Here is a 19,610-nt window from a genome sequence, read left to right as displayed (position 1 = left end):
GTCCGGGACCCCCGGGCGCCACGCTCGTGTCATCGACAAGGCATCCTTCACCCGTGTTTGACGCCCACGTGCACATCATCGATCCGCGGTTCCCATTGGTCGCGAACCACGGCTACCTGCCGGAGCCGTTCACGGTCGCCGACTATCGCTCCCGGGTGGCCGGATTCGGCATCGACGTCAACGGTGGTGCCGTCGTGACCGCGTCCTATCAGGGCACCGACCAGGACTACCTGGTGGCGGCACTGAAGGACCTCGGCCCAGGCTGGGTGGGCGTCACGCATCTGGAACCGGACGCGACCGACGAGGACATCGTCGCTCTCGACCGCGCGGGCGTGCGGGCCGTGCGGTTCAACCTGCGCCGCAGCGCCACCGACATGAAACTGCTGACCACGCAGGCACTGCGGGCGTGGGAACTCGTGGGGTGGCACGCCGAGTTCTACGTCGACGCCTCGCTGCTGCTGTCCCTCGAACCGGTGTTCAAGAAGCTGCCCGCCGTCTGCATCGATCATCTCGGCATGTCGACCCGCGGCCTGCCGTACCTGCTCAATCTCGTCGACCGCGGCGCGAAGGTGAAGGCGACCGGATTCGGCCGCGCCACCATCGACGACGTCGGTGACGCGCTGCGGGCTATCCACGCCGTCAACCCGTCCGCGCTGATGTTCGGTACCGACCTTCCCGGCACCCGGGCCCGTCGTGCCTTCGAACGCAACGATCTCGACATCGTCACCGAGGCCGTCGGCGACGGGTTGGCCGCGGTCCTCGGCGGCAACGCGCGTACCTTCTACCGCATCTGACGGCGCGTGCCGTGGCCTGCGGTCACCCGGCCAGGTGCGGCGGGAACCCGCCGGTCGCGATCGGACCCCACCGGGTGATCGTCAACCGGATCAGGGACTTGCCCTGCGTCACCATCGCCTCGCGGTACTCGTCCCAGTCGGGGTGCTCGCCGGCGATCGACCGGTAGTACTCCACCAGCGGCTCGACCGAATCGGGCTGGTCGACGACCTCCGCGGTGCCGTCGACCTGGATCCACGCGTCGTTGAAGTCGGCGCCGAGCGAGATCAGCGACGCCGCCGGCCGGCGGCGCAGGTTCACCGCCTTGGCGCGGTCGGGATACGTCGAGACGAGCACCCGGCCCTCGGCGTCGGCGCCGTACGTGACGGGACTGAGCTGCGGCGAGCCGTCGGAGCGCGTGGTCAACAGCACGGCATTGCTGCGGCCCCGGAGGAACTCGAGCATCTCCTCGCGCTCGATGCGGGTCGTCGTCGCGATCTTGCGGGCCATGGGTCCACCTTCCCGGGTCGGTGTGCACGTGCCCGCCGAGTATCCCCGATACGCGCGACACGTCGGCGTATCCCCGACAGCCCGACAGGCCGGTCGGGCGCCGTGGCGCCCGCCGGCCTGTCGGAGATCGGTCGGGTCAGAGGTTCAGCCCGGTGCCGTGCACGCCGTGCTCGTCGATGATCGCGAGTTCCTCGTCCGTCAGCGGCGGGAACTCGAGTGCCTTCAGGTTGTGGTCGAGCTGCCAGGTGGAGCTCGCACCGACCAGCGCGGACGTGACTGCCGGCTGGCGGAGCACCCACTGCAGCGCCAGCTGCGCCAGCGACTGTCCGCGGGCCTCGGCGAGCTTGTTCAGCTCGGCCGCGCGCTGCCGGTAGGTCTCGGTGATGGCGTCCGGCGAGAGGAAGGTGCTGTTCACCGCGCGGGCACCCTCCGGGATGCTCTCGAGGTACTTGTTCGTCAGCAGGCCCTGTGCGAGAGGCGAATACGTGATCAGTCCGAAGCCGTCCTTCTCGGCGACGTCCAGCAGGCCGTTCTGTTCGATGCTGCGGTCGAAGATCGAGTAGCGCGGCTGGTGGATCAGCAGCGGCACACCGGCCTCACGCAGCAGCTCGGCGGCCTGATGCGCACGCTCCGGCTTGTAGTTGGAGATGCCGACGTAGAGCGCCTTGCCCTGCTGCACCGCGGAGACCAGTGCGCCGACGGTCTCCTCCAGCGGCGTCGACTCGTCCGGGCTGTGGCTGTAGAAGATGTCGACGTAGTCGGTGCCCAGGTCGCGCAGGCTGTGGTCGAGGGACGCCAGCAGCGACTTGCGGGAGCCGCCCTTGAGGTACGGGCTGGGGCCGATCTGGTTGCCCGCCTTGGTCGACAGGATGATCTCGTCGCGGTACGACGCCAGGTCCTTGGCGAGCACCTTGCCGAAGTTCTTCTGCGCGGCCCGGTGCGGCGGCCCGTAGCGGTCGGCGTTGTCGAAGTGCGTGATACCGAGATCGAAGGCGTGCAGGATGATTTCGCGCTGCGTCTCGAACGGGTAGTCGGTGCCGAACTTCTGCCACAGACCGAACGAGAACGCGGACAGGTCCAGTCCCGACTTGCCGGTGCGGCGGTAGGGGATCTTGGTGTAGCGGTCGGGGTCCGCGGTGTAGTTCAGTTCGTACGACATGGGTGGGTGTGCCCTTCCGGTGGTGGGTCGTGCTGGTGGGTGGGTGGCCAAGCAGGGGTGGATCAGGGGTTGCGACGCAGCGCGGCCGGCTGCAGCGACGGGGTGTCGCGGCCGGTGTCGCGTTCGAGGAATTGGGTTCCGGGATCGACGATCTCGTCGATCCGGTCGAGGACGTCCGCGCTCAGTTCCACCGTCGCCGCCTTCAGGTAGGCCTCGAGGTGTTCCTGGGTGCGGGGCCCGATGATGACGCTGCTGATCGCCGGGTGGTTCAGCGCGAAGGCGATCGACAGGTCGACGAGGGTCAGGCCGTTCTCCTCGGCAAGGCGGGCCAGGGCGTCGGCCGCCGCCAGCTTGCGCTGATTGCGCTGCGCCGCAACGTCGAATCGTCCCGGGATGAGGTCGGCACGTGCGGATTCGGGCTGCTCGCCGCCGATCCGGTACCTGCCGGACAGCCAGCCGGCCGCGAGGGGGCCGTACGAGATGACGCCGACGCCGTACTTCTGCACCACCGGGAAGACTTCCCGCTCGGCACCACGCACCAGCAGCGAGTACGGCAGCTGCTCGGTGTGCGGGGCGATCAGTCCGTACTTCTCGGCGAGCCAGTGCGCCTCCACCTGCAGGTGCGCGGGGAAGACCGAGGTGCCGTAGTACCGGATCTTGCCCTGGTGGATCAGGTCGTTGAGCGTCTGAAGGGTTTCGTGCAGGCTCGTGTGCGGATCGGGGCGGTGCGCCTGGTAGAGGTCGATCCAGTCCGTGCCGAGGCGCCGCAGACTGTCCTCGACGGCGCGGACCACCCAGCGCCGCGAGTGTCCCGCGTTCCGCGGGTCGGTGCCGATCTGGCCGTTGAACTTCGTCGCGAGGAACACGCTCTCGCGACGGCCCTTGATCGCCTTGCCGACGATCTGCTCCGAGACGCCCTGCTCGTACACGTCGGCGGTGTCGATCGACGAGATGCCCGCATCGAGTGCGGCGTCGATGATGCGGAGGCTCTCGTCCTCCTCCTGCCAGCGGCCGAAGTTCATGGCGCCCAGGGTCAGCGGCGTCAGCCGAACTCCGGTGCGCCCGAGTACGCGGGTGACCTCGATGGTCATGGATGTCCTTTCGGATCGTGTGCGGGGTGGCCGGCCGGAAGTGCCCGAGCCGAGCGGAAAGTGGGGAAGGCCGGAGCTCGACGGCCCGGGTTCAGAAGAGTCCGGTGGTGGGAGGTTCCTCGCCGGTGAGGTGGTAGGCACCGGCGACGGCCGCCTTCCACTGTCGCGGATTGTGGTTCGCCGCGGTGCGGGCGTTGCGCCAGTGGCGGTCGAATCCGAGGTCCCGGTTGGTGATCGAGCCGCCACCGACGTCGAAGAGGAGCTCGGTGGCCGTCAGCGCCGACTCGATCGCGATCGTCCCGGCCTCGGCGACGGCCACCGCCGCGTCGGCACCGGCGCGCCGTGCGGCCTCGCCGGTCGTGCCGCGCAGGTCCTGCAGCGACTCGGCCGCCACCAGGACCACCGCTCGCGCGGCCCGTGCCCGCGCCCCGATCTGACCCACCGTCTCGCGGACGTACGGGTCGTCGACGCTGCTCGACGCGGAACTGTGCTTGATCGGGCGGGCCTTCTCCCGGACGAACCCGACCGCGTCGTCCAGTGCTCGGGCCGCGATCCCGGCCTGCACCGCTGCCAGATAGAGCTGCGCGAAGGATCCGCCCCACGGATTGTCGGGCCGGTCCTCGCCGGCCACCACGACCTCGTCGTCGCGGACCAGCAGCTCGTGCAGGTGGGTGGAGCCGCTCTGCGTCAGTCGCTGTCCGACCGCGTCGAAGTCGTCGAGCCGCTCGAGCCCGGGACGGTCGGTGGGGACGGTGAATCGCAGGATCGTGCCGTCGTCGGTGACGGCCTGCGAGGAGAAGTACGACGCGTACAGCCCACCGGTCGAGTAGTACTTCCGGCCGGAGACGATCCATCCCCCGTCGACGCGGCGCGCCGTCGTGGAGACGCTTCCGCTCGCGCCCCCGTTGCGTTCGTTGCCGGTGCCCGCGAACAGTGCCCCGCCGCGCAGTCGCTCGAGGTTCACCGCGCGATGCGGGACCTCGCTGCGGGCGGCGATCTGGTTGGCGATCAGGAAGGTCGGTCGCAGGGCCTGTGCGATGTTGGAGTCGGCCCGGGCGATGTCGATGACGAGATCGGCCACCTCACGCACGGAACCGCCGGCACCGCCGTCGCTGCGCGCGATGCCGGTCAGCCCGATGCGGCGCGCGGCCAGTGCCCGCACCTCGTCGAATGCGTAGTCCCGGGTGTCCTCCCGGGCGCTGGCGGTGGCGCCGATCCGTTCGAGGATCGGGGCGATGGACGCCCGGATGCCGGACACCGTCGGTGCGGCCGACCCGAACTCCCCGGGCAGCAGGTTCTCCGGTACCGGCACGCTCGTGTCCTCCGTGTGCACGGCGGTCATGCGGGCACTCCCGCGAGCTCGCGGCGGCGCAGCACCGAGTGCAGCGATCCTCGCGCCGGCGATGCGACGGCCGGCACGGTACGGCGCACCGTGTCGGCGATGCTCGCGGCGTCGCCGGTCGGCGCCAGCACGAATCCGTCGACTCCGGCCGCCGACGCCCACTCCCGCAGGACTGCCGGGTCGCCACGACCGTCGATCCGGCCCAGTAGCGCGACGTCGGACCGGCGGCGACCCACCGCCTCGAGCGCGGTCGTCAACGCGGCGTCCGCACCGGCGATGTCGTCGGCGTCGACGATCACCGCATCGGCGACCGCCGCGACCCGGTCCCAGCCCAGTGCGGCGGAGTCCGCGGCGATCACCGCGGGTCGGCCGTGCACCGACGCCGGTCCGTCCAGTGGCCCCGCGACCCGGTAGAACCGGCCCGCGTGGTCGATCGGGCGGATGCGCTCGACGTCCGCGACCACACCCTGCTCCTGGTCACCGAGCAGTGCCTCACGCGGGAACGACACCCACAGTCCGGCCAGGACGTCGACGTACTCGAGCCACCGCTCGGCCGGGTCCGCGGCGTGCGGATCGGGGGTGACCGCGTCGCTCACCTCGTCACCGCTGCCGGGCCGGAGCACCAGCCCGACGCCGCCCCCGGTGGCGCGGTCGAACGACAGGACGCGCCGCGCGAGGTTGTAGGGCGCGTTGTGGGTGGTCGCCGCGTCGATCACGTAGGTCAGCGCGTGGTGTCGGCCTGCGAGATACGCGGCGGCCACCGACGGGTCCACGGCGATCCGGTTGTCGGCCCGGTCGACGAGCCGCAACCCGGTGGCGCCCAGGTCCTGTGCGATCGCGGCGAGCGCGTCGGCATCGGCCGGCGACACGTGCCGCGTACCTGCGCGCGGATCGCCGACCGCGAGTTCGATCAGAACGGTCATCGACTTCTCCTCATCCTGCGCTCACGAGATGACGGTCCGCCGGCGCGGGTGCGCTCGGCAGACCCAGTCCGAGGTGCCCACGCAGCGTGGTGCCCTCGTAGTCGGTGCGGAACAGTCCGCGGCGCTGCAGCTCCGGCACCAGGTGGTCGGCGAAATCGTCGAAGCCGGAGGGCAGTACGTCCGGCATCACGTTGAAGCCGTCCGCCGCCCCGTACCGGAACCACCGCTCGATGTCGTCCGCGACCTGTTCCGGGGTGCCGACGACGATCCGGTGTCCGCCGCCGCCGGAGAGCTTCTTGAGCAGCTGCCCGAGTGTCGGATTCTCCTTCTCGATGATCTCGCGCACCACCCGGTAGAAGGTCTGCGAGCCGTCCGCAAGGTCCGGATCACGCAGCAGCTCGGCCGGAATCGGTTCGTCGTCGGAGAGGCCGTCGAGGGGGAAGCCGAGCTGGCCGGCGAGGCGGGCGCGCGCGTAGGCGTCGGGCAGGAGGGAGTCGAGAAGTTCGCGACGTTCCCTGGCTTCGGCTTCGGTGCTGCCCAGTACCGTCGACAACCCCGGCAGTACCACGATGTCGTCGGGATTGCGGCCGAACTGTCGTGCGCCGTCGCGCAGTTCGGCCCGGAAGGCCCGCGCGTGGTCGATGTCCTGGTCGGCGGAGAAGATCACCTCGCCGACCCGGGACGCGAGCTTCCTGCCGTCGCTGGAACCCCCGGCCTGCACCACCACCGGACGTCCCTGCGGGGACACCTGTTCGGTGCGCGCGGCCCAGTCGGCGACGACGCGTTCGACCAGGGTCGCCGCGCGCCGATACCGCAGTGCGTGATCGGGTTCGCCCTCGCGCCCGAAGTTGCGGGCCGCGATCGGGCCCGCCGTCGTCACCACGTTCCAGCCGAACCTGCCGCCGCTGATGTGGTCGAGATCGCCGAGCCTGCGGGCGATCTCGTCGGGGTCGTTGTACGAGGACGACAGTGTTCCGATCAGACCGATCGCCTCGGTCTGCGCGGCGACCCGCGCCAGCACGGTGGTCGGTTCGAGGTTGTTTCCGGTGCGGTGCCGGATGCTCGGGTCGAGCAGGGGCCCGTCGGCGAGGAACACCGCGTCGAGTTTTGCCTGCTCGGCCTTCTTCGCGATCGACGTGTAGTGGTCGATGCCGTAGCTGGCCAGGGCGTCGGTGCCGGGAAAACGCCACGAGCCTCCGAAGACACCCGCGTTCAGGATGTTGACGTTCAGGTGGAGTTGTCTGGTCACGATGGTGTCCTTCCGGTCCGGCCGGCGTAGTAGCCGGACACCGGGCCATGTGCGTTGACGAGGTAGTCGCCGATCACCCGCGGCTTGTAGACGACGGGATTGTGTGAGGCGAGGGTGCGGGCGTTGCGCCAGTGCCGGTCGAGGTGGACGCTGCCGCGGACCGTCGACGACCCGCCCGCGTCGAACGCGTGGGTCGCCGCGTCGAGGACCGCGTCGACGACTCCCCGCTGCGCGGCGGACGTCTCGACGTAGGCGTCGACGTAGGCGTCCTCCGTCCCGGCCGCGTGGGCCGCCTCCAGTCCCGCCACCGCGTGGGCGAGCAGGGCCTCCGCGGTCCGCCTGCGGACGTGGAGGTCTCCGATCACCGCGAGGACGTCGGGATCCGCGGTGGCGTCCCGGCTGAGGGCGTGCAGACTCGTGCGGGTGCGACTCCGCACCACGTCGATCGTCTCGGCGACGACGCTGCGCACGATGCCGACGAGGTTGGCCAGATGCACGATCTGCACGAACGAGTTCAGGCCCCGCACCGCGTCCTCGGCCCTGCCCACGTCACCGTGGTCCTCGACCGGGACGTCGGTGAAAACTGTTGTTCCACTGCCGGTCTGGCGTTGTCCGATGCCGTCCCAGTCGTCGACGTGGACCACACCGGGATGGCGTGCCGGGATGACGACGAAACTGCGTCCGCCCTCGCCGTCCGCGACTGCAGCGCGGATGTAGTCGGCGAATCGTGCACCCGTGGAGTAGAACTTGGTGCCCGACACCACCCGGTCACCGGTGTCGGTCCGCCGGACGCCGGTGGTGATCGAACCCCAGCCCTCCCCCGGGCCGAGCCCGGCGACCTGCGCCGACGGCTCGGACTGCGCGTTCCCGAAGACCGCCCCTTCGGACACCCTCCGCAACCACGTGCGGCGCACGTCGGGATCGGTTTCCAGGCGCAGGATCTCGGTGGTGGTGAAGTGCCCGCGCCAGATCTGCGGCACGTTCGAGTCGGCCTGACCGGCCTCCGCGAGCAGGGCGAACAGCGTCTGCAGGTCGACGTCGAAGCCGCCGTACTCGCGCGGCACCCGCAACCGTCCGAATCCCGCGTCGGCCAGCTGCTGCACCAGCTCGTACGGGTGCTCGCCGGACAGATCACGCTCGCCCGCACCCTCGGCCAGCTCGGCGAAGATCCGCCGGATCCGGGCCAGGGCCTCGTCGAGCGTGGACGGTTGCCCGCCCGTCGGCGGCACCGTGCGTGTATCCACGGCCGTCATGGGAGTCCTCCAGTGGTGGTCAGGTGGCGGCCGGCGACCGCATCGAGCAGCGCGACCGTGTATTCGTTCCGGGGTGCGGAGAAGACCTCGTCGGCCGGTCCCTGTTCGACGATGCGTCCCTGCCGCATCACCGCGACCCGGTCGGAGATCGAGGCCACGACCGCCAGGTCGTGCGAGATGAAGACGTACGTCAAACCCAGCTCGTCCTGCAGTCGCTGCAGAAGTTCGACGATCTGCGCGGCGACCGAGACGTCGAGAGCCGAGATCGGCTCGTCGAGCACCAGGACCTTCGGTTCGAGGACCAGCGCCCGGGCGATCGCCACCCGCTGGCGCTGCCCGCCGGAGAGCTCCCGCGGATGACGCTGCGCGAAGTCGGCGGGCAGTGCCGCCGCTTCCAGGGCCGCGGCCACCCGTTCGGCGTTCCCCCGCCGCTCCCGCCGACCGTTCTGGAACGACCGCAGCGGCTCCTCGACGACGTCGAAGACGGTGAACCGCGGATCGAACGACGAGTACGGATTCTGGTAGACGATCTGCACGTCGCGTCGCAGCGGCCGGAACCGGCGGCGGCTCAGGCCGGTGATGTCGGTGCCCAGCAGCGACACCCGGCCCGAGGTGGCGGAGGTCAGTCCGGTCAGGATGCGCGCCGTCGTGGACTTGCCGCTGCCCGATTCGCCGACGATCGAGAACGTCTCACCCTGCCGCACGTGGAACGAGATGTCGTCGACCGCGGGGACGTCGCCGTACTCCTTGCGCAGTCCGGACACCTCGATGACGGTCTCGCGGGTCGACGATGCCGCAGAGGTCCTGTCCCGCACCGTCATCCGCGACGGGACGCTGCTCAGCAGTCGTCGCGTGTACGGGTGCTGCGGGTTCGCGATGACCTCGGCGGTGGCACCGACCTCGACCAGTCGACCGTGCTGCATGACCCCGATCAGGTCCGACCGGTCGGCGGCGACACCGAGGTCGTGGGTCACCAGCACGATGCTCGTCGACGACCTCGCTCGGAGGCTGTCGATCAGGTCCAGGACCTGCTTCTGCACGGTTGCGTCCAGGCCGGACGTCGGTTCGTCGGCGATGATCAGGTCCGGGTCGGTGGCGACCGCTGCCGCGACCAGGACCCGTTGCCGCATACCGCCGGACAGCTCGTGCGGGTACTGCCGGTACCGGCGTTCGACGTCGGTGAACCCGACGAGTTCGAACAGTTCGAGAACCCGCTCGCGGCGAGCGTCGGCGTCGAGGTCGGTGTGCAGCCGCAGGACGTCCTCCACCTGGTGGCCGACCCGGCGGACCGGGTCGAGGGAGACCGTCGGATCCTGCGGGATCAAGCTCACCGAGCGGCCCCGCAGGTCCAGCCATCCCTTGCGCCCCAACGCGGTCAGGTCCTGTCCGCGGAAGGTGATCGACCCGCCGGTCACCTCCCCGTTGTCGGGGAGCAGCCCGAGGATCGCGTGCCCGGTCGTGGTCTTGCCCGATCCGGACTCCCCGACCAGCGCGAGCACCTGGCCGGGGCCGACATCGAACGTGACGTCGTGCAGGACGGGCCGCAGTTCCCCGTCGGTGCGGTAGCCGACGGTCAAGCCACTGACGGCCAGCACGGGATTCGTACTCATCGCGTGCTCCGTTTCGCGAGGTGGCGGGAGATGTGGTTGGTCGCCAGGACCACGGCGACGATGGTCAGCGCCGGATAGAGCGTGAGCCATCCCCGGGTCGCGATGTACTTGCGTCCGTCGGAGACCAGCAGGCCCCATTCGGGGTCCGGCGGCTGGGCGCCGAGGCCGAGGAAGCTGAGGGACGCGATCCAGATGATCGCGATGCCCAGCTGCACCGCGATCAGCGACACCGTCGGGGCCAGCGAGTTCGGCACGATGTGGCGGCGCAGGATGGTGGCGGTCGTGGCGCCGCTGGTGATCGCGGCCTCGACGTAGTTGCTGGCGCGCACCTTGAGCACCTCGGAGCGGATCAGGCGGGCGAACGTGGCCGCCGAGGTCAGTCCGACGGCGATCGCGGCGGGCACGAGTCCGGCGCCGCCGACCGATGCGGTGTACAGCACGACGATCGTGATGGCGAGCAGGAATCCCGGAATCGAGAGCACCACGTCGATCAGCCGCATGACCACGCTGTCGGTACCACCGCCGAACCATCCGGCCACGGCGCCGAGCACCGACCCGACCACGACCGCCACCGCGACCGCCATGCTGGCGCCCAGCAGCGACGCCCGGGCTCCGTACACGGTGCGCGCGTACAGGTCTCGTCCCAGCAGATCGGTGCCGAACCAGTGGTCCGCGGACGGCGGCAGCAGTTTGCTGCCGTTGTCGATGGCGATCGGGTCGAAGCTGGTGAAGACGCCGGGGACGATCGCCCACAGCAGCGCGAGCGTGAAGACCGCGACCGACAGCACCAGACCCCAGTGTCGGGCCAGCCGGCGCAACGCGTTCCGTCCGCGCGACGGGGTACCCGGCGCCGATTCGGGCGCGAGGTCCGGCCGGGTTCCGGTGTCGGTCTCGGCGGCAAGGGATTCGGGAGTGATCGTCACGGCATCGACACCTCCATCGGGAGCCCCCGCGTGACGGGGACTGCGAGGGCACCGGTTTCGCGGTTGCCCGCGACGGCGGGCCGGACGGCCTTGCGACGCACCCGGCCGAGGCCGGCGCGCCGTGTCTTCCCGGCGACGAGGATGCGCGGGTCGATGAACGGATACGCCAGGTCGACCAGGAGGTTGACCGAGACGTAGGCCAGCGTCGCGACCAGCACGACGCCCTGGAGCACCGGCAGGTCCTGGGTGCTGACCGCGCTCACCGTCAGCATGCCCAGTCCCGGACGGGCGTAGACCGCTTCGGTCACCACCGATCCGGCGATCAGTTCACCGCAGGCCAGGCCCAGCAGCGTCAGCACCGGCAGCGACGAGTTCCGCAGAACGCCGCGCCGGAAGATGTAGCCCTCGCCGGCACCGCGGGCGTGCAGCACGTGGACGAAGGGCAACTCGCGCACCTTGGCGACGGACGTGCTCGCCACCTGGGACATCGGCGCCGAGATCAGGATCCCCAACGTCGCCGCCGGAGCCAACAGCGCCACGAACGAGCCGTCGTCGGTCGACGGGATCAGATGAAGACCGAACGAAAGGAACTGCAGGGCAAGGATACCGATCACGAACGTCGGTACGGAGCCGAACAGTGCGGGCACCGCACCGGCGACGCTGCGCAGCCACGCCCACGGGGAGTAGTTGATCGCGATCGCGAGGGCCGCGGCGAAGACGACACCGAACACCAGCGCCAGCCCGGTGAGCGCCAGCGTGCTGGGGAGCGCGTCACCGAGGAGTTCGGTCACGGATGTGCCGTTGGTGAGCGAGTATCCGAGATCACCCCTCAGGACGGCGGTCAGACTGCTCAGGTACTGCTCCCACAGGGGCCGGTCGAGCCCGTAGTAGTCGAGCAGCGCCTGCGCCGATTCCGGCGAGATCTGGGCCTCGGGGTTCTGAACACGATTGGATACCGCGTCACCAGGCAGCGCGCTCAGCAGCAGGAAGGACAGGGTGTAGGCGGCCCACAGGACCAGCACCGCCTGCCCGATCCGCTTGAGGACGTAGTTCTGCATCGCTGACGATCACTTTCTAGTCGTGTGGTCCCGGTGTCACTGGGAGATCCAGGTGTCGTAGAGCCACGACCTCGCGGTGGACTCGGTGGCGAAGCCGTGGACGTTCGACGCGATTCCGAAGACCTGCGTCTCGTCGTACAGCGGAATCGAGTAGCCCTCCGAGAAGATGCGGTCCTCGACCGCCTGCACGGCCTTCTGGCGCTGATCCGGATCGAACTCCGCCGACTGTGCCGCGAGGAGATCGTCGAGGGTGCGGTCGGGCACGACGTTCCTCGTCACGTTCTGCCGGTCACTGCCGTACGCGGTCCGGAGCACTCCGGGCTCGGCCGTCGACGTCTGACCCTGACTGAAGTAGAAGTCGGGTGCGGAAGCGAGCTGCGACTCGTACTCGGTCAACGACGGGCTCGTCAGGTCCACCTCGACTCCCGCCTCGCGCCACTGCGACTGCAGTACCTCGAGAACCGGCTGGGACACCTGGTAGTACGGTGCGACGCGCAGGTTGAACGACAGCCGCTTGCCGTCCTTCTCCCGGATACCGTCGGCGCCCGGCTTCCAGCCCGCGTCGTCCAGCAGCGACTTGGCCTTGTCCAGGTCGTAGGTGAGGTAGTCGGTGGCGTCCCCGCGCAGCGGCGTACCGCTGACCAGGGCACTGGTCGGGACGCCGTAGCTCGGTGAGAGCACCGTCTCGTTGATCGCCCGGCGGTCCGTCGCCGCCTGCAGGGCGAGTCGAACGTTCTTGTCCTGGACCGGTGACTGGGGGTCGAAGAGCTGCACGGTCAGGTCGTTGGTCTCCCCCTGCACGGGGAACGCCTCCAGGGCACCGCCCCCGGCGGTCACCGTCTCCTCGTCGTACGGGGCGACGTTGCGGGCCACCTGCGCTTCACCGGACTGCAGTGCGCCGACCCGGGTTCCGGCTTCGGGAACGGATTTGAAGACGATCCGCTCGAGGTACGCCGGACCGGTGTGCCCCGAGCCCTCGGGTGCCCAGTTGTAGTCCTCGCGGCGCTCGAGGGTGACGCCGCTGGTGCCGCTCACCGACTCGACCACGAACGGCCCGGTGCCGACCCAGTTCCGCAGGTCGCTCTGACCGTTGAGGTCGCGTTCGACCGTGGACCGGCCGAGGATCGAGCTCGCACGGTAGTTGGAGAAGACCTGCAGGAAGCCGGCATTCGGCTTGGAGAGCCTGACCACGACGGTGCGCGGGTCCGGGGTGTCGGTACCGGCGTAGTCGGTCCAGAACGGATCCTTGGTGATCCCCCGTGCCGGGTCGCCCGCGCCGTGCTGGTCGAAGTTCAGCCTCACCACTTCGGAATCGAGCGGAGTGCCGTCACTGAAGGTGACGCCCTCTCGCAGGGTGAAGGTGTAGGACAGGTGGTCGTCGCTGACCTGGTACGACTCGGCCAGCCAGGGCTTCAGCTCGCCGGTCTCGGGGTCCTGCCACACCAGTCGCTCGGCGAGGTTGTTGGTGACCTGGCTGTTGGACCAGAGTGAGTTCGTCGGTTTCCAGGCGGCGTACTCGACGGGGTCGTAGAAGGTCAGGGTTCCGCCGGACACCGGGGGACCCGAGTCCGAGGTGGTCGACGAGGAGGCGCCTCCGCCGCAGGCGGCGAGCGACGCCGCTATCACGACAGCCGACACCGAGGACATGGCTGTGCGGCGGAATTTGTTGGCGAACAAGGGGAATCGACCTCTCTCGGGGATTTCGACGAACGACGAGCCGAGGACCACGGTCATGGGCAGACTTCGCTGCGCCGCGGTCACGCCAAACTCGAGCAAAGCTAACCACCCCGACGGGAATTCGTCACCGCTTACGTTCACCCTGATTCCAACGGTGCTCAACCGGGGTGCAGTGCAGTAATTTTCATCGTGGATCGCCAGGGCAACCACCGATCCACCGCACCGACCGCGCAGCATTCCGGCCACCGGCCAGGCATCTCGGCCCTGCACGCCGCCGTCGGACCGTCGCACCATCGCACCGAGAGGACCCGGGCCCACATGACAGTCTCCGACGTCACAGCCCCCACAGCGGCCGAGGCGGTGACGGCCGCGGACGAACACCCCTTCGTGTCCCGGGTCGCCCACTATGCCGACTCCGTCCTACGTCCGACCGCCCTGCGGACCGATCGCGAGGGCGTCGACGCGACGCGGGTCGCGGAATTCTCCCGACTCGGCCTACTCAACCACGCGGCACCGGCGCGTTTCGGCGGCGCGGAGGTCGGCCGCGACGGCGACCGCAGGCTACACGAGATCCTCTCGGGAGCCTGCTTCAACACCTGGCTCGTCTGGGCCCAGCACGCTCCGATCGTGGGCCGACTCGCCAAGACGCTCGCCGAGGGCACCGACCTTCCCGACATCGGCCACGAGATCCTGCACGGCCGGGTTCTTCTCGGTGCCGCGATCAGTGACGTCCGCCGGTTCCCCGATCACCACATCACCGCGACCCGGGTCCCCGGCGGCTGGACGTTCTCCGGCGCCATCTCCTGGGTCAGTGGCTGGGGACTGAACACCGTGCTGACCGTCGCGGCCGTCGAATCGTCCACCCGCACCGTGGTGACCGCACTGGTCCCGGTCGGTGACCGCACCCGGGCCGAGCATCTGGACCTCAGTGCCGTGGCCGGGAGCCGCACGGAACGGGTCGTCCTCGACGACGTCACCGTCCCCGACGGCAACGTCATCGGCACCGAACCCCTGTCCGTGTGGCGCAGCAACGACCTCGGCACCGCCAGCGACGCCCGACCGCACCACTTCGGCCTCGCCGAGGCCGTACTGCGCGAACTCGACCAGTCGAGGAACCAGCGGGCACGGGAGGTCGCCGCGGTGTGGCGCCCTCGCCTCGAACGCCTGCGCATCCAGGCGTACGCGCTGGCGGACGAGACCGCGGCGGCCGGCGACGGTCGCCACCGGATCGACGAGAGGCTCGCGACGAAAGCCGCCAGCGGAGAAGCGTTGACCACGTTGACCAGGGCGCTCGTCGTCGCCCGCGCCGGCCACGGCATCCGACTCGACGACACCGCACAGTTGTACGCACGATCGGCGCTCTTCGTCCTCGTCCAGGGACAGACCTCCGACGTGCGCGACGCGCAACTCACCCGACTCGCACTGTGACGGGTCCGCCCGACAGCGCCCCGCCCTGCCGTCCTGCACCACACCGATCAGGAAGACCGATGAGCTCCGAATTCCTCTGGTACATCCCCAATCAGACCGATCCCGGCCACCGCGGTGACGACACGGTCGACGGTCACAACAGCCTGGACACCCTCACTCGTCATGCGCTCGCCCTGGAGGAGCACGGCTTCACCGGGGCTCTGATCGGAACCGGGTGGGGACGTCCGGACACCTTCACCGTCGCCACCGCACTCGCGGCCCGCACCACCACCTTCGAACCACTCGCCGCGATCCGGCCGGGGTACTGGCGCCCGGCCAATTTCGCGGCGGCGTCCGCGACACTCGATCACCTCACGGGCGGACGGTTGCGGATCAACATCGTCTCCGGCAAGGACGATCTCGCGGCGTACGGCGACGCCGAGGGCGATCAGGCGGATCGGTACGCCCGGACCCGGGAGTTCCTCCAGCTGGTGCGCAGGTTGTGGACGGAGGAGAACGTGACGTTCCGCGGCGAGCACTTCCGGGTCGAGAACTCCACGGTGGCACCGCGAATCGTGCCCCGCGAGGGCCGCCGCCACCCCAAGCTGTACTTCGGCGGGGCGTCCTCGGCGGCCGAGCACGTCGCCGCGGCCGAGGCCGACGTCCAGCTGTTCTGGGGTGAGCCGCTCGACGGTGTCGCTGAGCGCATCGAGCGGCTCCGCGCGCTCAGTGACCAGCTCGGTCGCGAGCATCCACCGCTCGAATTCGGTCTGCGAATCACGACATTCGTCCGGGACACCACCGAGCAGGCATGGGCGGACGCCGAGGCCGCAGTCGCGCAGATGGCGGCGCGGCAGGCGAATTCGACGAACCCTCATCCCGCGGAGGGAGCCAACCCGCACCGCCGGAACGCGGTCGGGCAGCAGCGCCTCCTGGATCTGGCGACCCGTGGTGACGTTCTCGACGACAACCTCTACACCGCCCCCGGCAGGTACGGAGGTGGCGGTGCGGCGACAACCTGGCTGGTCGGCTCGGCGGAGGACGTCGCGAAGTCGCTCCGCAAGTACGAAGATCTCGGGATCACCCACTTCGTGCTGTCCGACACCCCGTACCTGCGGGAGATCGAACGCCAGGGCAACGAGTTGTTGCCGCTGCTGCGCGGATGACGGCGGAGACCTCCACCCCGGTTCTCCTCGCTCCCACACCTCGGCGCCTGCTGGTCGCCGTGTTCTCGGTGACCAGCACGATCGGCTACGTCGCGATGGTGCAGATCCTCCCGGTGATCCTGGTCCCGATCACCGACGACCTCGGCACGTCGCGTACCGCCGTCACCGCCGCGTCCACGATCTCGACACTGATCGGGGCATTCGCCGCCATCCCCGTCGGCCGCATCCTCGACCGCCACGGCGGACGTGTGGTGATGACCGGCGGATCGGTGATCGGTGCGGTCGCGGTCCTGTTGTGGTCGCAGGTGACGTCGCTGGCGCTGCTGTACGTGGCGTTCGCACTGATCGGCCTGTCCCTGGTGATGTCGACCTACGAGTCGGCGTTCGCGGTGCTGGTCGTCGCGACCGATCCCCACGAACGCGACCGGGCGATCCTGGCCGTGACGATGATCGCCGGTCTCGCCACGTATCTGGTGTATCCGCTGCTGGGCTGGATGAACAGCGAGTTCGGTTGGCGGACCACGCTGATGGTCCTGTCGGTGACACTGGCCGTCACCTCGGTGCCCGGACACCTGTGGGCCATCCCGTCGCGGGAGGCGCATCAGAGTAGTGTTCAGGAGCGCACCGGTGTGCCGATCGGCACCGCACTGCGGCAACGACGGTTCTGGCTCCTGCTGGTCGCGTTCGTAGCCCAGACGGGTTCGGCGTCCGCCTTCCTGTTGCTGGTGATCACCTACCTCGTCGACGTCGGGCACTCCACCGCGGTGGCGACCGCGGTGCCGGTCGCCGTCGGTGCCCTGCAAATCCTGTCGCGGCTGGTGCTGACGACGGTCGCCCGCCGAGTGCCGATCGCACCGGCAACGGCGTTCGCCTTCGGGGTGCAGGCGGCGGGCCTGTTGTTGTTACCGCTTGCGGGACTGTCGATTCCGCTCACGCTGCTGTGTGTCGCGGCGGTGGGGTTGGGTCAGGGCGTGAGTGTCATTGCGCGCCCGACGATCCTGGCCGACAGCTTCGGTGTCGCGCACTTCGCCAGCGTTCTCGCCTCCATCACGGTTCCGATGGCACTGGCGCGGGCCGGTCTTCCGCTGATCGCAACCTGGTTGGGCGACTGGCGATTCCTGGTCATGTGCGGAGTGGTGGCCCTGTGCGGCGCGCTGGCGATGCTGCCCCTGACCCGGCAGCGCGCCGGCACCTGACCCGTCGCACCGGCGTCAGGACACGAGCACGGCGCCCAGCCACACCGCGGCGGCGAGCAGCGCACCGAGCAGCTCCACCAGAACGGACAGGCCGACGGCCTTGGTCGCGTGGACCGTCGCTCGCCACGCCTCGCGGTGGCTGCGGTGCCGCTGCGCCTCGGACAGGTAGGTGCCGAGCAGGAATCCGATCAGCAGGCCGATCACCGGGATCACGAAGAACCCGACGATGCCGACCAGCGCCCCGATCACGATCGACCGCTTCGGCACCCCGGCGTCGCGCATGCGCCGACCCGGCCAGGTGTACTTGACGACGCCGGAGATCACCAGCAGCACCGCCGCGGCCCCGAACACCGCCCAGCCCGTGCCGGTGTTCTCGACAACGGCCCACACGCCGATCGCCCCGAGCACCAGCAACGTCCCGGGCAGGATCGGCAGGACGACGCCGACGAGTCCGACGGCGATCGCCAACCCGACCAGGACCTCCCCACCCGTGCTCACGAAGAAGACTGTGCCACAGGAGAATCCGCTCAGGGTTCCTGATGCAGCGACAGCACGTTGCCGTGGGGGTCGCGGAACCACGCGATGCGGGTGCCGTCGGGAGCCGTCCAGGCGGCGTGCCCGTCCTGGTCCATGCCCTGGTAGTCGACGAACTCGACACCCTTGGACCGCAGGCCGTCGACGGTGGAGTCGAGGTCGTCGGCCTGCCACCCCAGCACCGTGTAGCCGGCGTCGGCCGTGGACTGCACCAGGGTGACGCGGAGCGGGACTCCCCCACCGCCGTCGAGGACCAGTGCGAACGGTGTCCGTTCGGTGAGGGTCAGGCCCAGCGTGTCGACGTAGAACATCGACGAGACGTCCAGGTCCGTGCTGGGCACGAAGGCCACGAGTCGCTCGGGAAGCGTCATGGATCCACTGTCCTCGGCGGCACCGGGAAGGGCAAGTGTCCACATTGTGGTGACCCGCAGCACACGGGGCGACGGCCACGGGTTAGCTTAACGGTTGTTCAGTGGCGGCTGTCCGCCCCGACAGATCGAGGAGAACCGTGTCCGCAGAGAACCAGAAGAAGGGCCCGCTCGCGGGCATCCGCATCGTGGAGCTGGCCGGTATCGGTCCCGGCCCACACGCCGCGACCCTGCTCGCCGACCTCGGCGCGGACGTGATCCGCGTCCAGCGCGCCGGGCTGATCCCGGCCGCCGACGCCCCGCACGATCAGATGCTGCGCGGTCGCCGCATCGTCGAGGCCAACCTCAAGGACGCCGCGGACATCGAGAAGGTCCTCGGGCTGGTCGAACGCGCCGACGTGCTGATCGAGGGCTTCCGTCCCGGCGTCACCGAGCGGATGGGCCTGGGCCCCGACGTCGCGCTCGCCCGCAACCCGCGGCTCGTGTACGGCCGGATGACCGGCTGGGGGCAGGAGGGTCCGCTCGCGCAGGCCGCCGGTCACGACATCAACTACATCTCGCTGACCGGTGTGCTGAACGCCGTCGGCCGTCAGGGCGAGCGCCCGGTTCCGCCGCTGAACATGGTCGGCGACTTCGGCGGCGGCTCGATGTTCCTGATCTTCGGCATCCTCGCCGCCCTCGTCGAGCGGCAGACGTCCGGCAAGGGCCAGGTCGTCGACGCGGCAATGGTCGACGGTGCCCTCGCGCTGTCGCACATGATCTGGAGTTTCCGCGGCCTGGGCGTGTGGTCGGACGAACGCGGCGTGAACATGCTCGACACCGGCGCCCCGTACTACGACACCTACGAGACCGCCGACGGCAGGTACATGGCGGTCGGCGCCATCGAGCCGCAGTTCTACGCGGAACTGCTGCGCCTGCTCGAACTGGATCCGGCGTCGCTGCCCGGGCAGAACGATCGTGCCGGGTGGCCCGAGGTGCGCAAGACACTCACCGAGACCTTCCTGAGCAGGACCCGCGACGAGTGGGCGGCGATCTTCGAGGGCACCGACGCCTGCGTGTCCCCGGTGCTCACCTTCGCCGAGGCTCCGTCGAACGCGCACCTCGCGGCGCGCGGTTCGCTGATCGAACTCGACGGTGTCACCCAGCACCGCCCGGCTCCGCGGTTCTCCCGGTCCGAGACCGAGGTGCCCACCGCGCCCGCGAAGTCCGCCACCGACATCGACACCGTCTGGCGCTGATGCGCTTCGCGCAGTGGTGGGGGGTGGGGGGGGCCCCCCCCCCCCACCCCACCACCCCCCACGGGGGAAAAAACCCCCGGGTGACACCACGCCGGGGCCCCGCCGGGGGTGGTGGAGGGGGTGGGTGGTGTGGGC

At 69.8% G+C, this 19,610-nt stretch carries 18 protein-coding genes; 5 read left to right on the top strand and 13 right to left on the bottom strand.

The features are described from left to right. The first annotated feature begins 53 nt into the window (after positions 1-53). On the top strand, positions 54-794 hold the full coding sequence (locus tag ACFYVR_RS07975; protein ID WP_387471454.1) for an amidohydrolase family protein: 741 nt from the start codon (positions 54-56) through the stop codon (positions 792-794). 22 nt (positions 795-816) lie between these two features. Here ACFYVR_RS07975 and ACFYVR_RS07970 read toward each other — a convergent pair whose 3' ends face one another. The 11 genes from ACFYVR_RS07970 to ACFYVR_RS07920 all read right to left on the bottom strand — a co-directional run bounded on the left by ACFYVR_RS07970 (position 817) and on the right by ACFYVR_RS07920 (position 13,443). Next, positions 817-1,281, bottom strand: coding sequence for a PPOX class F420-dependent oxidoreductase (locus ACFYVR_RS07970; RefSeq protein WP_387471452.1), 465 nt, complete (start codon positions 1,279-1,281; stop codon positions 817-819). A 136-nt stretch (positions 1,282-1,417) separates the two neighbouring features. Beyond that, entirely contained in the window at positions 1,418-2,440 is a 1,023-nt protein-coding gene (locus ACFYVR_RS07965; RefSeq protein WP_387471450.1) for an aldo/keto reductase, read from the bottom strand. Between the two features lie 62 nt (positions 2,441-2,502). Then, positions 2,503-3,531: an aldo/keto reductase gene (locus ACFYVR_RS07960; protein ID WP_387471448.1), complete on the bottom strand. Its 1,029-nt coding sequence runs from the start codon at positions 3,529-3,531 to the stop codon at positions 2,503-2,505. A 91-nt stretch (positions 3,532-3,622) separates the two neighbouring features. Further along, the gene (locus tag ACFYVR_RS07955) at positions 3,623-4,873 is read right to left on the bottom strand and encodes an acyl-CoA dehydrogenase family protein (protein WP_387471446.1); all 1,251 of its coding nucleotides are present in this window, start codon (positions 4,871-4,873) and stop codon (positions 3,623-3,625) included. Continuing rightward, the gene (locus ACFYVR_RS07950) at positions 4,870-5,796 is read right to left on the bottom strand and encodes an LLM class flavin-dependent oxidoreductase (RefSeq protein WP_387471444.1); all 927 of its coding nucleotides are present in this window, start codon (positions 5,794-5,796) and stop codon (positions 4,870-4,872) included. The genes ACFYVR_RS07955 and ACFYVR_RS07950 overlap by 4 nt, the downstream gene beginning before the upstream one ends. Positions 5,797-5,806: 10 nt before the next feature. After that, positions 5,807-7,045 carry an LLM class flavin-dependent oxidoreductase gene (locus ACFYVR_RS07945; protein ID WP_387471442.1) on the bottom strand — a complete coding sequence of 413 codons (1,239 nt, stop codon included), beginning with the start codon at positions 7,043-7,045 and terminating at the stop codon, positions 5,807-5,809. Continuing rightward, positions 7,042-8,289 carry an acyl-CoA dehydrogenase family protein gene (locus ACFYVR_RS07940; RefSeq protein ID WP_387471440.1) on the bottom strand — a complete coding sequence of 416 codons (1,248 nt, stop codon included), beginning with the start codon at positions 8,287-8,289 and terminating at the stop codon, positions 7,042-7,044. The genes ACFYVR_RS07945 and ACFYVR_RS07940 overlap by 4 nt, the downstream gene beginning before the upstream one ends. Positions 8,290-8,294: 5 nt before the next feature. Then, complete coding sequence (locus tag ACFYVR_RS07935) at positions 8,295-9,908, bottom strand: dipeptide ABC transporter ATP-binding protein (protein ID WP_387471438.1); 1,614 nt, start codon at positions 9,906-9,908, stop codon at positions 8,295-8,297. Beyond that, a complete protein-coding gene (locus ACFYVR_RS07930) occupies positions 9,905-10,825 on the bottom strand; it encodes an ABC transporter permease (protein ID WP_387472008.1) in 921 nt (306 codons plus the stop codon). The genes ACFYVR_RS07935 and ACFYVR_RS07930 overlap by 4 nt, the downstream gene beginning before the upstream one ends. Before the next feature lie 2 nt (positions 10,826-10,827). Beyond that, a complete protein-coding gene (locus ACFYVR_RS07925; protein WP_387471436.1) occupies positions 10,828-11,889 on the bottom strand; it encodes an ABC transporter permease in 1,062 nt (353 codons plus the stop codon). Between the two features lie 36 nt (positions 11,890-11,925). Further along, positions 11,926-13,443 (bottom strand): ABC transporter substrate-binding protein, encoded by a 1,518-nt coding sequence (locus tag ACFYVR_RS07920; RefSeq protein WP_387471434.1) that lies wholly within the window; start codon positions 13,441-13,443, stop codon positions 11,926-11,928. Positions 13,444-13,884: 441 nt separating this feature from the next. On the opposite strand from ACFYVR_RS07920, the gene ACFYVR_RS07915 reads away from it, so the two are divergent. From ACFYVR_RS07915 to ACFYVR_RS07905, 3 genes are read left to right on the top strand one after another with little or no spacing between them, the layout of a single operon-like run. Beyond that, on the top strand, positions 13,885-14,994 hold the full coding sequence (locus ACFYVR_RS07915) for an acyl-CoA dehydrogenase (RefSeq protein WP_387471432.1): 1,110 nt from the start codon (positions 13,885-13,887) through the stop codon (positions 14,992-14,994). Positions 14,995-15,053: 59 nt separating this feature from the next. Then, a complete protein-coding gene (locus ACFYVR_RS07910) occupies positions 15,054-16,139 on the top strand; it encodes an LLM class flavin-dependent oxidoreductase (RefSeq protein WP_387471430.1) in 1,086 nt (361 codons plus the stop codon). Then, on the top strand, positions 16,136-17,335 hold the full coding sequence (locus ACFYVR_RS07905) for an MFS transporter (RefSeq protein ID WP_387471428.1): 1,200 nt from the start codon (positions 16,136-16,138) through the stop codon (positions 17,333-17,335). The genes ACFYVR_RS07910 and ACFYVR_RS07905 overlap by 4 nt, the downstream gene beginning before the upstream one ends. Positions 17,336-17,350: 15 nt before the next feature. Here ACFYVR_RS07905 and ACFYVR_RS07900 read toward each other — a convergent pair whose 3' ends face one another. Both ACFYVR_RS07900 and ACFYVR_RS07895 read right to left on the bottom strand, forming a co-directional pair. After that, positions 17,351-17,833, bottom strand: coding sequence for a DUF456 domain-containing protein (locus tag ACFYVR_RS07900; RefSeq protein WP_387471426.1), 483 nt, complete (start codon positions 17,831-17,833; stop codon positions 17,351-17,353). A 29-nt stretch (positions 17,834-17,862) separates the two neighbouring features. After that, complete coding sequence (locus ACFYVR_RS07895; protein ID WP_387471424.1) at positions 17,863-18,240, bottom strand: VOC family protein; 378 nt, start codon at positions 18,238-18,240, stop codon at positions 17,863-17,865. A 137-nt stretch (positions 18,241-18,377) separates the two neighbouring features. Between ACFYVR_RS07895 and ACFYVR_RS07890 the strand changes: the two genes are divergently transcribed. Beyond that, positions 18,378-19,475 carry a CaiB/BaiF CoA transferase family protein gene (locus tag ACFYVR_RS07890; protein WP_387471422.1) on the top strand — a complete coding sequence of 366 codons (1,098 nt, stop codon included), beginning with the start codon at positions 18,378-18,380 and terminating at the stop codon, positions 19,473-19,475. The last annotated feature ends 135 nt before the right edge of the window (positions 19,476-19,610 follow it).

The sequence above is a fragment of the Rhodococcus sp. NPDC003318 genome (assembly GCF_042879035.1).
Lineage (GTDB): Bacteria > Actinomycetota > Actinomycetes > Mycobacteriales > Mycobacteriaceae > Rhodococcus_G.
The sequence above is the reverse complement of the archived record's forward strand: the minus strand, read 5'-3'. Positions and strand labels throughout refer to the sequence as shown.

Excerpts from the sequence above, each read along its gene's own strand:
- ACFYVR_RS07935 (WP_387471438.1), bottom strand. The coding sequence starts at position 9,908 with ATGAGTACGAATCCCGTGCTGGCCGTCAGTGGCTTGACCGTCGGCTAC.
- ACFYVR_RS07970 (WP_387471452.1), bottom strand. The coding sequence starts at position 1,281 with ATGGCCCGCAAGATCGCGACGACGACCCGCATCGAGCGCGAGGAGATG.
- ACFYVR_RS07905 (WP_387471428.1), top strand. The coding sequence starts at position 16,136 with ATGACGGCGGAGACCTCCACCCCGGTTCTCCTCGCTCCCACACCTCGG.
- ACFYVR_RS07955 (WP_387471446.1), bottom strand. The coding sequence starts at position 4,873 with ATGACCGCCGTGCACACGGAGGACACGAGCGTGCCGGTACCGGAGAAC.
- ACFYVR_RS07925 (WP_387471436.1), bottom strand. The coding sequence starts at position 11,889 with ATGCAGAACTACGTCCTCAAGCGGATCGGGCAGGCGGTGCTGGTCCTG.
- ACFYVR_RS07960 (WP_387471448.1), bottom strand. The coding sequence starts at position 3,531 with ATGACCATCGAGGTCACCCGCGTACTCGGGCGCACCGGAGTTCGGCTG.
- ACFYVR_RS07950 (WP_387471444.1), bottom strand. The coding sequence starts at position 5,796 with ATGACCGTTCTGATCGAACTCGCGGTCGGCGATCCGCGCGCAGGTACG.
- ACFYVR_RS07910 (WP_387471430.1), top strand. The coding sequence starts at position 15,054 with ATGAGCTCCGAATTCCTCTGGTACATCCCCAATCAGACCGATCCCGGC.
- ACFYVR_RS07915 (WP_387471432.1), top strand. The coding sequence starts at position 13,885 with ATGACAGTCTCCGACGTCACAGCCCCCACAGCGGCCGAGGCGGTGACG.
- ACFYVR_RS07965 (WP_387471450.1), bottom strand. The coding sequence starts at position 2,440 with ATGTCGTACGAACTGAACTACACCGCGGACCCCGACCGCTACACCAAG.
- ACFYVR_RS07895 (WP_387471424.1), bottom strand. The coding sequence starts at position 18,240 with ATGACGCTTCCCGAGCGACTCGTGGCCTTCGTGCCCAGCACGGACCTG.